This is a genomic window from Helicobacter didelphidarum (assembly GCF_003364195.1).
In the GTDB taxonomy this organism is placed as follows: domain Bacteria; phylum Campylobacterota; class Campylobacteria; order Campylobacterales; family Helicobacteraceae; genus Helicobacter_A; species Helicobacter_A didelphidarum.
Genome location: NZ_NXLQ01000005.1, coordinates 36035 through 51487, shown reverse-complemented (window position 1 = coordinate 51487; position 15453 = coordinate 36035). Strand labels below are relative to the sequence as shown.

Annotated in this window: 11 protein-coding genes; 9 read left to right on the top strand and 2 right to left on the bottom strand. The window is 30.9% G+C overall.

Annotated elements, in window-relative coordinates; genetic code table 11:
- Positions 1–5 precede the first annotated feature (5 nt).
- Positions 6–716, top strand: coding sequence for a histidine phosphatase family protein (locus CQA53_RS03935; RefSeq protein ID WP_115542725.1), 711 nt, complete (start codon positions 6–8; stop codon positions 714–716).
- Between the two features lie 33 nt (positions 717–749).
- On the opposite strand, the gene CQA53_RS03930 is transcribed toward CQA53_RS03935, so the two are convergent.
- Complete coding sequence (locus CQA53_RS03930) at positions 750–2030, bottom strand: ArsS family sensor histidine kinase (protein WP_115542724.1); 1281 nt, start codon at positions 2028–2030, stop codon at positions 750–752.
- A 484-nt stretch (positions 2031–2514) separates the two neighbouring features.
- On the opposite strand from CQA53_RS03930, the gene hemC reads away from it, so the two are divergent.
- From hemC to CQA53_RS03890, 8 genes are all read left to right on the top strand, one after another.
- Entirely contained in the window at positions 2515–3498 is a 984-nt protein-coding gene (gene hemC / locus CQA53_RS03925) for a hydroxymethylbilane synthase (RefSeq protein WP_115542723.1), read from the top strand.
- A 39-nt stretch (positions 3499–3537) separates the two neighbouring features.
- On the top strand, positions 3538–4137 hold the full coding sequence (locus CQA53_RS03920; protein WP_115542722.1) for a CvpA family protein: 600 nt from the start codon (positions 3538–3540) through the stop codon (positions 4135–4137).
- Between the two features lie 19 nt (positions 4138–4156).
- On the top strand, positions 4157–5671 hold the full coding sequence (gene lysS / locus CQA53_RS03915; RefSeq protein WP_115542721.1) for a lysine--tRNA ligase: 1515 nt from the start codon (positions 4157–4159) through the stop codon (positions 5669–5671).
- 3 nt (positions 5672–5674) lie between these two features.
- On the top strand, positions 5675–6925 hold the full coding sequence (locus CQA53_RS03910) for a serine hydroxymethyltransferase (RefSeq protein WP_115542720.1): 1251 nt from the start codon (positions 5675–5677) through the stop codon (positions 6923–6925).
- 132 nt (positions 6926–7057) lie between these two features.
- Positions 7058–7597 (top strand): DUF1882 domain-containing protein, encoded by a 540-nt coding sequence (locus CQA53_RS03905; protein ID WP_115542755.1) that lies wholly within the window; start codon positions 7058–7060, stop codon positions 7595–7597.
- Between the two features lie 38 nt (positions 7598–7635).
- Positions 7636–8670, top strand: coding sequence for an SPOR domain-containing protein (locus CQA53_RS03900; protein WP_115542719.1), 1035 nt, complete (start codon positions 7636–7638; stop codon positions 8668–8670).
- A gap of 26 nt (positions 8671–8696) precedes the next feature.
- Positions 8697–10586 (top strand): DEAD/DEAH box helicase, encoded by a 1890-nt coding sequence (locus tag CQA53_RS03895; RefSeq protein ID WP_115542718.1) that lies wholly within the window; start codon positions 8697–8699, stop codon positions 10584–10586.
- A gap of 250 nt (positions 10587–10836) precedes the next feature.
- The gene (locus CQA53_RS03890; RefSeq protein ID WP_115542717.1) at positions 10837–11916 is read left to right on the top strand and encodes a cytochrome-c peroxidase; all 1080 of its coding nucleotides are present in this window, start codon (positions 10837–10839) and stop codon (positions 11914–11916) included.
- Positions 11917–12141: 225 nt separating this feature from the next.
- Here CQA53_RS03890 and CQA53_RS03885 read toward each other — a convergent pair whose 3' ends face one another.
- Entirely contained in the window at positions 12142–15375 is a 3234-nt protein-coding gene (locus tag CQA53_RS03885) for a hypothetical protein (protein ID WP_245945629.1), read from the bottom strand.
- Between the last annotated feature and the right edge of the window lie 78 nt (positions 15376–15453).

Here is a 15453-nt window from a genome sequence, read left to right as displayed (position 1 = left end):
AAAAAATGATAAACACAATTTATGAGGGATTTGCAAAAAGTGCAGCGATATGTCCTCAAAATGCAAAAATGATTCTCAGGCATTCTTTGCGTGATAAAATACCGCCAAATGATATGGGTGAGAATGTATTGCTTACACGCGAAGGCGAGGTAATGGCAGAACACTTTGGAAAATATTGTAAGTTTGATATTAATTGCATTCATACAAGTATTATTGAGCGATGTGTGCAAACTGCAAAAGGTATTGCTTCCGGATATGAAAAAAGCACAAAGAAAAATCTTGCAATTCACTCTACTAATATTCTTACAGATTCTTACATTAGTGATATGTCTCTTGCAAGGGAATTATTTTTAAAATATTCACCTTATTGGATTATGGCTACATTTATAAGAGGTGAAAAACTACAAGGCATGAAGGATATTCATGAAACAATGAAAATACTTTTTTCATATATTTTTCGAGAGCAAAATTTTAAACAAGATAATCAAATATTTCAAGGCATTAACAATTTTACACACAACAATGGTATGGAAATATTTGTTACGCACGACACTTTTTTAATTGCTATTGTCTGTTTTTGCCATGGTATCGTGCCAAAAGATGAAAAAGATTTCTTCTGGCCATACATGTTGGAGGGTGCATTTTTATATCGTAAAGATTCTAAGATATATTGCATTTTTCGTGGAGAAGAAAAATCAATAGATTTTCCTTTTTGAATCTCTTGTATTAAAACTTTTTAAATATTACAATTAATTTTTATTCTTAATAGTGTGGGTATCATTCTTTTGTAGAATACAAAAATTCTCAATAATACAATTATGAATGATAAAAGTATTGTAACCATTTTCATATTTATAGGATAAGTCAAAATTCTGTGCTTCAAGTGTGCTTTTTATAATATACATTCCAAGTCCAAAACCTTGTGAAAGTGGATTTTTTATATCTTTGAAATAAGGTTTAAAATATTCATTAATATTTAGCTTTAGTGGTTCTCCTTTATTTTTAATTGAAATATCATTACGATTTGTTTCTATGATAACTTTTGAATCTTCGCTATATTTTATTGCATTATCTACAAGATTCTTTATACTTAAAGCAAAGAGATCAAAATCTGCTTTAATCAGATCATTGTGGTGATTAAGTGTGATAATATTTTGATTGTTTTGGTCAATTAAAAGCATATTCATCACTTCATTAATCATATCAGTTACTAAAATTTCAGTTTTTTGAACATTATAGTTTTTACTTGCTAATTGCTCTATTTTTGCAAATTCATTAATTAATGTATTTAGACGCTCAAAAACACTACATAATCGCTGTTTCTGTTTATCGTTAGTTACCATTTCAGCAACAATTCTTCCTTTCGTAATGGGAGTTTTAAGTTCATGCATAATAGATCGTAAAAAAAGCATACGCGATTCATCCACAGCATTGATTTTGGCAATAGAGCGATTAAATTCACGCACGACTTCACCAATTTCATCTTGGTTATTTTCACCATGAGTAATTTTACGAAATACATTATCCCTCGTCATATTAATAATCTCTGATTTGATATGATTAAGCGGAATCAGCCGCTTCATAAGCATAATATAAATTACCACAAGGATTGTTGCCCCTAAAATAGTGATTGCAGAATATTTAGACCAACTAAATATTATAGGATCTTGATATATGATAAAGTCTTTTTGTGTACGTAGTGCAATAAAAATATTATCATCTTCTTGAATCACGCTAATATTGAAGCCACCAATTTTTGGGATTTGTGTGTTAGAAATAAATCGTGCCTTTTCTTCTTCTGTTAAATCCAGTTCATGGAAGTTTTCTTCTTCCAAGAACCATCGTATGTCATTTAGACTTGCATTAAATTGTCGCATTTTGCTAATTGCACTAACGATTGTATTATATTGTCTGATGCTTTCCAAGCTTGGTTGAATTTTTCCGTAAAAGAATGCAACAGCCAAAAAGCTGATAAGTGCACATGCAAAAAGTAGGCTAATCTGAAAAAAAATCGAAGTACTTCTCCACATTCCTAATATTCCTTAATAAATCCATTCATTGAAGATTCTAAAGAATCCATAAAAAAAATAAAGTAAAAATTATACAAATTTACAAAATAAGAATAAATCTCTGGTGTTTAAGCCATTAAGAATATTTATAGATTCCATTTTTAATAATCTTAGATTTATTGATAAATATATTGCATAATTTCTACCTAGTTATCATATCTATGTATTTCATAGTCTTTATAAAAATCTTTACTATTTTGATAAAAGTATATTTTTTTATAAATAATAAATAGTTACAATTTTGAATCATAGAATTATAACTTAATATATAAAGAAATTTATATGAATGTTTGAATATACCTATTTAATAAAAATATTTTTAATCACAAAAATTCCGCATTGCAAGAGATATTCTGTATAAAAAAGAAAAACTAGAAAGTGATAATAAAATTTTAAAAATATTATGTTATGATAATTTTAATGAAATTTGAGATGAAGGAATATAATGAATATCGCACAACGATATAAAGATGAATTAGCTAAAACTCCTCTAATACTTGGAACACGAGGTTCAATGTTGGCTCTTTGGCAGGCAAATCATATTAAAGAACGGTTAGAATCTCAAGGTATCGGTGTAGAGTTAAAAAGTATTAAAACAAAAGGGGATAAAATTTTAGATGCGCCCTTAGCAAAAATTGGTGGAAAGGGACTTTTTACGAAAGAATTAGAGAATGAACTTCTTTGTGGAAATATTGATTTTGCTGTGCATTCACTCAAAGATATGCCTGTCATCATTGAACCACAACTTATGTTGGCAAGTATCACAAAAAGAGAAGATCCAAGAGATTGCTTTGTGAGTGAAAAGTATCCAAACATAGAATCTCTACCCAAAAATGCAAAAGTTGGGACAACTTCACTACGAAGAAGTATGCAGTTACACAAAATTCGTTCCGATATTGATACACAAAGTCTTAGAGGAAATGTGCAAACAAGATTGCAAAAACTCAAAAATGGGGAATTTGACGCAATTATCCTCGCTGCTGCGGGACTAAAACGATTGGGAATAGCACATGAAATACCTTTTGTTATTCATCTTGAAACAAACGAGATGATTCCAGCTATGGCACAAGGTTCGTTGGGGTTAGAATGTCGTGATCCAAAATACTCTCCAAATTTTCGCGATCAAGCAATCTACAAAGTATTGGAATCGTTGCATCATAAAGAGAGTGCACTATGTTGTAATATTGAACGAGCATTTATACAACTTTTGGGTGGAGGATGTCAATCACCAATCGGAATCCATGTTACAAATCTTAAAGAAAATCAGCTAAAGATCGAATGCATTGTAGGAAATCTTGAAGCCACAAAAGTGCTTACTCAAGAACAGATTTGTTTAAAGGGTGAAGTAGAATATGTTTTACAAAACATGATAAACTCCCTAAAGAATCGAGGTGTCGATGAAATTTTAAGCGAAATTAACAAAAAATAGGATAAAATAGTAATTTTATTTTAGATAGTTGGGATTTCAATGACTACAGCAAATTATATAGATATAGGCATTCTTATTATCATTTTATTGCTTGGGATACGCGGATTAAAGAATGGCTTAATACATGAAATTATGGGAGTAATTGGAATTGTTCTTGGAATCTTTATCGCTTCAAAATATTGTTTGCAGGTAGGACATTATCTGAAGTTAGCAGGGCTTGATTTTGAGAATGAAACAATTATTTGGACACTCGCTTTTATTCTTATACTTTCGTGTATTTGGATTGCATTTTTAGTGGTCGGGGCATTTATTAGTAGATTTGTGATTATTATGCCAGAGTTAGCAATTGTCAATTATTTTGGTGGGTATGTTTTTGCAGCTTTGAAATATTTTGTGCTTTTATGTATTTTTGTATATGCTCTTTCTCAAATTGGATTTTTAAAAACGCCTATTAATGATTATATGAAGGATACAAAAAGCTATCCAATTATCATGGAAATCTCACAAAAAATAATGAGTCTTGATGCAATAGAAGAATTAAAGAAAGATATTCAACAAAAAGAAAAAGAGGCACAAGAGGCAATTAATAAGAAGATTAAGCAAAAAGCAAGTGATATAAGCAAAGCATTAACAAAATAACTTAGGAGATAATGTCTAAATGTTTAGTAATACTTATATACAACAGCGGATACAAAAAGCAAATATACTTAAAGAAGCAGGATTAAATCCATATCGTAACGATTCTTTGGTTGATATGGACAATGCAACATTTTTAGAAAAATACGCATTTCTTAAGCAGTTAGAAACTGAAGAAAAGAAAGAAGAAGATTCTAAAGTATGGATAAAGGGAAGAGTAAAGTTCTTGCGTTTAATGGGAAAAGCAAGTTTTATTAAAATTGAAGACTCTAATGCCATTTTGCAAGTATATTTTTCGCAAAATGAATTGGGAGATCTTTTTCAAATTTTAAAGAAAAATCTAGAAGTTGGCGATATTGTTAATATATATGGATTCCCATTTGTTACAAAAACAGGAGAATTAAGCCTCCATGCTCTTGATTTTAAATTACTGACAAAATCTATTGTACCCCTACCAGAGAAATTTCATGGATTAAGCGATATTGAATTGCGTTATCGTCAACGTTACCTTGATTTGATAGTAAATCAAGAAGTGAAAGAGACTTTTAAACTTCGTTCAAAAATAATCTCACTCATGAGAAAATTCTTTGAACAAAGAGGTTTCTTGGAGGTAGAAACACCAATGTTGCATCCGATTCCTGGTGGTGCAAATGCACGTCCTTTTATTACGCACCATAATGCTCTTAATGTAGAAAGATATTTGCGAATTGCTCCAGAATTGTATCTTAAAAGACTTGTTGTTGGTGGTTTTGAGGCAGTGTTTGAAATCAATCGTAATTTTCGTAACGAAGGTATTGACCATAGTCATAATCCTGAATTTAGCATGATTGAATTTTATTGGGCGTATCATGATCATTATGATCTTATTGAACTTACGAAAGAACTGTTTTACTATTTGTTGGAATCTTTATCATTAACACAGGTTTTACCCTTTGGTGATATAAATATAGATTTTAGTTCCTTTCAAACGATGACCTATAAAGAATCTCTTAATATTATTGGTGGTATTAGTTCTGATATTGTGGCAGATAAAGAAAAACTCAAAGTATTTTTAAAACAACATAATATTAAGATAGATTCTGATTTAAGTTATGGTAAATTATTGAATGAAGCTTTTGATAATTTTGTAGAATCAAAGTTAATCAATCCTACATTTATTATAGAATACCCAATTGAGATTAGCCCACTTGCACGACGTAATGATAGAGATTCTAATCTTGCGGATAGATTTGAACTTTTTATTGGTGGACGTGAAATTGCAAATGGATTTTCAGAGTTAAATGATCCTCTCGATCAATTAGAAAGATTTAAAGCACAAGTTGCAGAAAAAGAGAGGGGCGATGAAGAAGCACAATATATGGATGAAGATTTTGTATGGGCATTAGGACATGGTATGCCACCAACAGCAGGACAGGGTATTGGAATTGATAGACTTGTTATGCTTTTAACAAATAATAAAAGTATAAAAGATGTGATTTTATTCCCAGCCATGAAACCAACCACAGAAAATTATATTCCAATTCAAGAGAAGGAGTAGCCAATGGCTTATTACATACAGAATGAAGATTTAGAGATTTATGACTTGATACAAAAAGAGTTGCAACGACAAAATACGCATCTAGAAATGATTGCAAGTGAGAATTACACTTTTCCAAGTGTCATGGAAGCAATGGGTAGTGTGCTTACAAATAAATATGCGGAGGGTTATCCAAATAAAAGATATTATAGTGGTTGTGAGTATGTAGATGGTATAGAATCTATTGCAATTGAGCGTGCTAAAAAGCTTTTTGGTTGTAAATTTGCTAATGTGCAACCCCATTCTGGTTCTCAGGCAAATGGTGCGGTATATGGTGCCTTATTAAAACCTTATGATAAGATTCTAGGCATGGATCTTAGTCATGGAGGACATTTGACACACGGTGCAAAAGTGAGTATCACAGGAAAAACTTATCAAAGCTTTTTTTATGGTGTAGAACTTGATGGGAGAATTGATTATGACAAAGTAGCAGACTATGCAAAAGTCATTAAACCAAATATTCTTGTTTGTGGGTTTTCTGCTTATACAAGAGAGCTTGATTTTGCAAAATTCAAAGAAATCGCAGAGAGTGTTGGTGCAGTTTTGATGGCAGACATTGCACATGTTGCGGGACTTGTTGTTGCCAATGAATATCCTAATCCATTTCCATACTGCGATGTTGTTACAACAACGACACATAAAACTTTACGAGGACCTCGTGGGGGTGTGATTCTTACAAATAATGAGGAGATTGCACAAAAAATTGATAAGATGGTTTTCCCTGGTATGCAAGGTGGACCGCTCATGCATGTTATTGCAGCAAAAGCTGTGGGTTTTAGAGAAAATTTAAAGCCTGAATGGAAGACTTATGCAAAACAAGTGAAAAGTAATATTAAAAAATTAGCTGAAGTTCTTGTAAAACAAGAATTTGATTTGGTAAGTGGAGGAACTGATAACCATTTGATTCTTATGAGTTTTCTAAAAAATGATTTTAGTGGAAAAGAGGCTGATATTGCATTAGCAAATGCTGGTATCACTGTAAATAAGAATACAGTGCCAGGAGATATTCGTTCACCATTTGTAACAAGTGGCATCCGAATAGGATCACCCGCACTTACAGCACGTGGTATGAAAGAAAAGGAATTTGAATGGATTGGTGAAAGAATTGCAGAGATTCTTAGCGATATTAAAAATGAATCCTTGCAATCTGATATTAAGAAACAAGTATTTGCTTTAGGGAATAATTTTATAATATATGATAAATCTATTTTTTAAATATTGAGTATATGAGTATATTGGTAATCTTTTAAATCATATTTTAAATAAAAACTACTAAAATTCTTAAAAAAAATGTTACAATATATAATATGTTTTTGAAGTTAATTTTATAATATAGAGACAATGCAGATGACTGAAATGGAATTGAAGTTAATCAAAATGGATACAAGCCATTTTTATAAGAAAATTAATGGTTTAGGGCAGAAGACCGTTCATAATGGTAGAATCTTTTATGATAAATTCGAACATGTTAGTTCACTGCTAACCTCACAGATTATCCAGAGTCATTTACGTCGAGAGATAGTTGTCGCACATTCTCTTATTCTGCGTGGGAATAAAGTTGAAAACATTGTTTTTGATTACAATGGTAGAGATGCACAAAGATTCTATCATCGTGCCCAGCTTATGTTACGTGATGAAGGATTTATTAACTTTACAGCCTATACTACCAAAACCCAGGGTCATTTGCATCTTTATATACATAAGGGGCATACCGATTTGGAAGAGGGCAAGAAACTTGCAAAGAGTCTTTCTATGAAACTTGCTGCAAAATGCCCAATGGAATGGAGAATGTTTCCCAGTAACGACTTTCCACCACAATTTAATATTTTAACTTTACCCTATGAAGTGTTTGCAAAAGAAAGAAGTGCATGGGCTAGGCACATGTGATCAAAGACTAAAGCAATAGATTATTTAGGAGAAAATGAATGAAAAATAATTCAAATGTAAATGATATTTTTCAAAATGATAATAATAGCAAAAATAAAACAAAAACCATTCTATTACTTACTATTGTAATGATTATTTTAATTGCAGTTTTTTTAATTATTGCATGGGTTATGACACGGGATAATCCGATACAAACAATAGCAATAGAGGATACTGGAAAGAATAATCTTATTTTAAATGAATCGCCAAACTCACAAAAACCTATTCCTTATGCACATAATACTGAAAATGCAACACCTAATCCAACACTTGCGGATTCTGCGAACAATCAGTTAGGCTTGGACTTGGATTCTCAAAATCCGCATATTTCTTTAACTCCCCCTGTTGGTGTAGATGCAGATTCTAAAAATGTCCAACCAAATTTTCCTCCGTTATCAATAAATACATCGTCACAAACGCCATTGCCTAATTATGAGGAAGATAAGCAGTATCAAAATACTATCAAAGATTTACAAAAAAAACATGAAGAAAAGGGTAATGGGCACAATCAAGTAGTGGCAAATAATCAGAAGCAACCACCACAAGATGAGATAAAAATACCACAAAAAGTGATTGTGTCGTCTGCACCACAAGTTGTCTCAACTCCAATATCAGATTTACCCAAACAAGTTAAAAAACCAGAGGAAGTAAATAAACCAATAAAAAAACAAGAACAGGTACAGTCTGCATCTGGTAAAAAACCAGAAACAAATGCTGGTAAACCACTTGCACAAACTTCAGCACAAGACAATGTTATACAACGACCAGCGAAGCCAACGGATAGTAAGCAAGGCACAACTGCAACAAAAGGACATTATATTCAAGTTGGTGCTTTTTCTTTAAAACCAGAAGCGATATTCCTTAATAAGATTTCTAAATATTCTTATCGTATAGAATCTTATACTGATAATGAAGGAAAAACAGTCACACGCTATCTGATTGGACCATATAAAGATAAACAGGATGCGACACGCAATCTTCAGAATATTCGGACAGAGATTCTGCCATCAGCGACACACAAAGAAATCAAATAGTTATAGGGTATTAAACCAAAAAATTAATGGATTCCATTCTTTTATATTGCTTAGAGAATCTCCCGAAGTCATACGAATCTACTTATTTATTGCAACAACTTAGTCATGGGGAAAGAGGTGGTATAGAAGTTACTATCTCTTCTATTAGGCATCATAATAACATTTTATTTATAGAATCTTATTCCAAGGCTTTTAATACTTCACTACAAATTATTGTCTTCAATGCTCGTCCATATCATAAACAAGTATTTGTGCCTCATAAAACTTTGTGTGTCTTAGGCACGATAGAGATTCGGTTGAATAGCACCTCAAATGCATGGATACCAGTACTTATTAATCCAAAAGTGATTTCCAAAAAAAATACTATTATAGCAAATTTTAAACAAAGAGGGATAAGACTGGAAAACTTACAAAAAGTAATCACTCTGCAATCTTTGCAAGATTCCCAAATCCCAGAAATTTATGCTCATGCTCTTTATGAGGTATTTTATCCAACACAAGATTTCTTTCATGAATATATGCAAACAAAAAGTTTCCCTAAAAGACATTTAAACGCTATTAAATTCTGTGAAATTTTAGTTTATATGCAAAAACTCCGTAAAAAAAGAAAGCATTTCAATGCTAAATTCTGTTGCAATGGTGATATTTCACCATTGCTTAGTAATCTCCCATTTCAACTTACACAAGGACAATATCGTGCGATTCAATCCATTGCAGCAGACTTAGATTCTAATACAGCATGTAAACGTATTATTATGGGTGATGTTGGTTGTGGTAAAACAATAGTAATTCTTGCAAGTGTTATGATCGCATATCCTTATAAATCTATACTTATGGTGCCTACGACGATACTAGCAAAACAACTTTATACAGAAGCAAAAAAATATTTGCCATCAAATATCCAAGTTTCTTGTATTATTTCAAGCACTTCTAAAAAAGATATTTCACATTTGCAAAGTGATTTTATTATTGGAACACAAGCATTATTGTATCGGGATTCTGATTTTAGTAAGTTTGCTTTAGTTATGACAGATGAACAACATAGATTTGGAACAAATACACGCACAAAACTTGAGAGATTGCTAGAAGAAAATACAGAAAATGATAGAAAAAAACCCCATAATTTGCAATTCTCTGCGACACCAATTCCACGTACAATGTCAATGATTCAAAGTAATCTCATTAATTTTTCATTTATCAAGGAGTTACCTTTTCGAAAAGATATTCAGACTCTTATAATTAATAAATCACAATTTGGGGCACTTTTTGTGCGTATCCAAACAGAATTGCAGAAAAGCAATCAAGTAGCAATTATTTATCCGCGTATTGAGGAAATATCTGAAGATTTTGATAGAATTGATTCCCCAGATGATTATCAGAGTATGATGGGTTTGGGGTATAATCAGTATAAGAAATCACACAAAATCCCATATATGTCACTCAAAGAAGCACAAAAATATTGGCAAAATAGATTTGAAAAAGTCTTTATCACTCATGGTAAAGATAGGGATAAAGAGACAATCTTAGAGGAGTTTGCAAAAACAGATGGTGCAATTTTACTTGCTACAACAATGGTAGAAGTGGGAATTTCATTGCCGCGTCTCAGTGTCATTGTGATTGTAGGGGCGGAAAGATTAGGGTTGGCTAGTTTGCACCAATTGCGTGGACGTGTTAGTAGAAATGGTTTAAAGGGATATTGCTATCTTTATACACACAATAAAGATAATCAAAGATTACAAGAGTTTTCACACACATTAAGTGGATTTGATATTGCTGAACTCGATTTAAAATATCGCAGTAGCGGTGATTTACTTGATGGAAAGTTTCAAAGCGGAAATAATTTTAATTTCTTCAATATGTTAGAAGATTCTTCTATTGCACAAGAAGCACAAGATTTCTTAGATCATCACAAATGAATTCGTGCAATATTGGATTTCGCAAGAGAGTTTAAAAAATGATGCAATTTTTTAAAATATTATATTTCATGTCATATTTTCTTTTCATTAAATATAATTTAAGCAAAATTATGCTATTTTATCTCATTTATATACAATAATAGAAAAATTAATGATATTTTTTATTGGAATATAATTTTTATTTAAGACTTTTTATTATAATTTATGTATCCTCTTGATGAGGGTATATAAATTATAATAAGGACGCATCATGATACATGTTACTCGTATAACAATAGGTATAGCAGTAGTCGGTGCATTTGCATTAGCGGTTGCCACCACAACCACATTACCAAGCCCCAATGATCTCATCACAAAAGCAAAAGATTCTGGATTGGAATCTATCCCTGCAGGTAAAGCACTCACACAATACCAACAACAAAAACTTAAAGAAACAGGGATTGCAAGTGGATATTCTCCCCTCTTGACAAAAGAACAAATTGAGCTTGGTAAGAAACTTTATTTTGACCCAAGACTTTCTAGTTCTAATCTCATTTCTTGCAATACTTGTCACAATTTAGGTTTGGCTGGAACAGATGTGGTTCCTGCAGCTATTGGACATAAATGGGCAGCAAATACACAGAATTTAAATAGTCCCACAGTATTAAATTCTGTGTTTAATGATGTTCAATTTTGGGATGGAAGAGCACATCATTTAGGCGATCAAGCACAAGGCCCAATTGAAAATCCTGTTGAAATGAGTGCTCCATCAAAGCTCGCAGTAGAAAAAATTGTCTCAATACCTGAATATACACAAGAGTTTAAAAAAGCTTATGGTGAAAAAGTAAAAATCGATTTTAAACTTATTGCCGATACAATTGCACTATATGAAATGACTTTGGTTACCCCAAGTCGTTATGATAAATTTTTAAATGGAGATACAAAAGCTCTTACAAAAGCTGAGCAAGATGGATTGGATACATTTATTGAAAAAGGTTGCACATCTTGTCATGCAGGAATTAACCTTGGTGGTTCTATGCAGGCATTTAGTGTTGTTGATACATATAAATTTGAAAAAATTGGTGGTTTTAAGGGAGACAAAGATGGTTTGGTAAAAACACCAACATTACGCAATATCATGCAAACTGCTCCATACTTCCATAATGGGCAATATTGGGAAATTACAGATGCAATCAAAGAAATGGGGAGAATTCAGCTTGGTATTACAATAACCGATAAAGAAGCTCAATCAATAGCAACATTTTTTAAATCCCTTGATGGGCAAATGCCAAGTGTTACCTACCCACTTCTTCCTCCCGTGAGTAGTAAAACACCAAAACCAACTTTTTAATCAGAATCATAAAGATTTGAGTGATAGAAGATTCTATTACTCAAGAGCTGTTTCCCATAATTTAAAAGAATTTTAAGTTACGAGGAACATTTATCTAATACCCCACCAACGATTAATAAATTTTTATTGGTTAAAGTGCTAATCTTATTGGTGGTGTCAGATTATAATTAAAGATAACGAATCATTAAATGATTCAAACAGAATTTGAAAAAATACAAATGAATACTATTCATTAATATAAGTTCGCAAAAAGAAATTTGGTTGAATGTGTATATATTGTGTTGCGAGATAACGTTCTAATTCTAAATTTTTATTAAGAATAGGAAGAGAGTATTCTGCAATAATGTTTAAGTCTTTCAATTTCATATAAGTTACATGATGGCTAAAATCGCTTTCATCTTGTAAAATTCTCACAAGAGTTTTGGGTGTAATACCCGCAATAAAATCAGTTTCATGTTCGAGAACTAGTGTAAATATATTAATATATTTTTCGCTTAATTCAGATTTTAATTTTGAGAAAATATTCTCTCTTGTTTTAAAATATTCCATTTCAAAGCTAATTTTTGTTGGAATCTCCAATAAAAAAGCAACCAACATCACTACACATACATGGAAAAAGTCATCATTATGATATACACGCAAACACATGTTATATGGTTTTTTAACTTCGTAGATATTATCAAAACTAGCCACCCTCTCAAGTTTTTTAAGGAACTGACTATAATTGTGATTAAGATTATAGAGAAATTCAGTTTCATCAACACTTAAAATCATACTAAAACAACCAATAATATCGGAATAAAGGCTATTGTTTCTAATTACACTATTGGGGCTTGTTTGTAAAAGTTTTGCAAGCAAAAGATTTGATCCAAAAGGTGGTAAAAGACCTGGCAAAAATGTATGTTGCGATCCAGAAACAAGTTTATATTTATAGGTTGTATTAATTGATATTGAGATATTGAGATGATTGATTGCATAGTTCATTTCGGTTTTATTGTAAGTAAAAAGACTAAAGTTTGACACTTCATTATCAAGGTTTGCTATCACATCACCAAGAGATGATTGCACGACTTGTATAGGAATAAATACTTGCTTTGCTTTGCTATAAATATATTCATCAGTATAAATTATTATAGAATCTGCTCCAAAAAATCGCATTTCTTGCACTTGTAAATATGCCTCATAAAAATTATAAAAAGAGCTAATAAATACCGCACTTTTTCCTCTATCCCAAACTAAAAGATTATCATCATGTAGGTATTTTGATATATCATCTTTAGGAATAATAATATATCCATGAGACGTTGTTCTAAAAGATTCTAAAAATTTAGAATCCGAATCAATAATTGTCATGAATGGACAAGCTTCAAAAATTGGATAAAAAATATAATACAAGAAACGGGCAGTTATTGTATCATTGAGGATTGATACATTACCAATCATGATGTTGCTCGCAAGTATTGAAACAATTTCACAAAAAGAAAGTTTTTTGGTATCAATAAAAATAGCTCCACTTGGCATCATGAGTACAGAATCTGTTTGATGGAGAAGCTGACGATATTCATAAGCATAGTATTTGAAAGTATCAAGACAGATATAAAATTGTTCTTCGAGAATATACGGAGGTGTATTTGGATAAATTGTGTGCAAAGTTATATGAATATCATGGGAAATTTCTTTTAATCGTGCGATTATAGAAGTAATAAGGTTTATGCGATTTAGTAGTATATCTTCTTGTTTTTTATATGCTAACTGCAACAATTCTTTTTCTTTTTCTGTGTTTAGGGAAAATACATTGGGTGTATTATTTATGCCTTGAGCACGGATTCTTTCCATGTCTTGTGTATTTAGATAAAGTATATCTTCAATCTTATTATAATTTAATGGATCAATAATAATAGAATCAAGTTCTTTTGCGAATGAATGCGATGATTGTTGGTTCATTTCTTTTGTAGGAGATTCTTCGGTAGTTAAAGAATCTTGAAAGATGTTTTGTTTGTGTTGTTGTTTGATTTCTTGTATTTTATCATTTCGTCTTGCATACAAAAGTGGTTTGCGTAACTCATAATCAAAAGTTTCAAAATTATAAGATTGTTCTTGTAAATAAAGTGCAGAATCTTGTAAGGTATCCTGTTTATGAGCTTTTATTGTATGCCAACTACGTTCAAAGGAACTATATTCTTTTTGTAATTCTTGTGTATTTTGGTGTAAGTGTATTGTTTTAAATAATCCTTGTTGTAAGAAAATAAAGTTTGATTTTAAGAAAAATGGTAGAACTTGAGTAAAATCCTTTGTGTAATATTGGATATGAATAAGTGATATATTATCTTTCTTAATAACTTGAAAAAGTGGATAGTTTAATTCCTTTTGCACTTCTAATGCAATATTGGAATGAAAAGTTTTTATGAAAGCTATCAGTAAAAAATTTTGACTTGCAACAATACAATCGACAATAGATGTATTTTCCTGATATTTTTGTAATAAATCAATAAAGTTACCCATTGCACTTGTAGGATTTGTAAAAATTGTATTTGGTTTATGGTTAAAATTTGATACAAAACTTTCATATTCATAATAAAAATCTAAGTCTTTAAGACGAATGATGAGTTTTGCTTTTTTCTTTTTGCAAAGATCTGTCCCCGCTTCAATAATTTTTTCAAACATATCCATGGAATCTAAATGATAAGTTGGGAGTGTAATTGCAATACTAATAGGATATGCAATATCTTGCACACAAAGCTTTACACTTTCTAAAATTTCATCAAAGAATTCATGGGTATTTTCAAGCACAACCATTTTTGCATTCGAATTATTCACAATTATTTTGAGATTCTCACTAATTTCACGAATAAGATTCTCTCTTCGTTGTAATTTTGGATTCAATGCAAGATTGAGTGGGTGAATCATTAAAATATCAAATTTCTCACGCATAAGAATATTTTGACATTCATGGATAAACAAATCAATCTCATTTTGCATATTTGGGAAAGGTTGGATAAAAGAGACTGCATTCCGCATATTTTTTTGTGGTTTCATCTTCATAATATCTTCATTAAGGATATGACGCAAATGAAATTTTACATCTTTGAGAAAGATTTTTTTGGTAAAGCTCAAGAAGCGATAACATAGAATTTTGAACATTTCCATACTTGTAAAAAAATGTTGTGTGAAAAATGTATTTAACATAAAATTATTTAATATAACATCAAAATTTTGTGCAATTTTAGAATCAAGGTAAATGTTTTTAAGATGAATTAATATAATTTGTTCTAAAAAATCTATATCATCCTTAGTAAGAAATTTACAACGAAAAAAAAATTTCATATCTTTTTTACGAATATATCGCCTTGATTTTTTAAAAAGCCATGTTGCCTGTTGTATAGTAGCTAAAATCTTGGGCGTATCAATATTATCTTCTTGTATTGTAGTGTTATTATGTTGTATTGCATCTTCTTTCATATTGCCTCAATGTTTTGTATTAGGAAATAACATAAATATTGTGCTAATTTTAACAAAAAATCAGTTATTTATGGGTTA

Excerpts from the sequence above, each read along its gene's own strand:
- CQA53_RS03930 (WP_115542724.1), bottom strand. The coding sequence starts at position 2,030 with ATGTGGAGAAGTACTTCGATTTTTTTTCAGATTAGCCTACTTTTTGCA.
- CQA53_RS03895 (WP_115542718.1), top strand. The coding sequence starts at position 8,697 with ATGGATTCCATTCTTTTATATTGCTTAGAGAATCTCCCGAAGTCATAC.
- CQA53_RS03890 (WP_115542717.1), top strand. The coding sequence starts at position 10,837 with ATGATACATGTTACTCGTATAACAATAGGTATAGCAGTAGTCGGTGCA.
- CQA53_RS03900 (WP_115542719.1), top strand. The coding sequence starts at position 7,636 with ATGAAAAATAATTCAAATGTAAATGATATTTTTCAAAATGATAATAAT.
- CQA53_RS03935 (WP_115542725.1), top strand. The coding sequence starts at position 6 with ATGATAAACACAATTTATGAGGGATTTGCAAAAAGTGCAGCGATATGT.
- CQA53_RS03885 (WP_245945629.1), bottom strand. The coding sequence starts at position 15,375 with ATGAAAGAAGATGCAATACAACATAATAACACTACAATACAAGAAGAT.
- CQA53_RS03905 (WP_115542755.1), top strand. The coding sequence starts at position 7,058 with ATGACTGAAATGGAATTGAAGTTAATCAAAATGGATACAAGCCATTTT.
- CQA53_RS03910 (WP_115542720.1), top strand. The coding sequence starts at position 5,675 with ATGGCTTATTACATACAGAATGAAGATTTAGAGATTTATGACTTGATA.
- hemC (WP_115542723.1), top strand. The coding sequence starts at position 2,515 with ATGAATATCGCACAACGATATAAAGATGAATTAGCTAAAACTCCTCTA.
- CQA53_RS03920 (WP_115542722.1), top strand. The coding sequence starts at position 3,538 with ATGACTACAGCAAATTATATAGATATAGGCATTCTTATTATCATTTTA.
- lysS (WP_115542721.1), top strand. The coding sequence starts at position 4,157 with ATGTTTAGTAATACTTATATACAACAGCGGATACAAAAAGCAAATATA.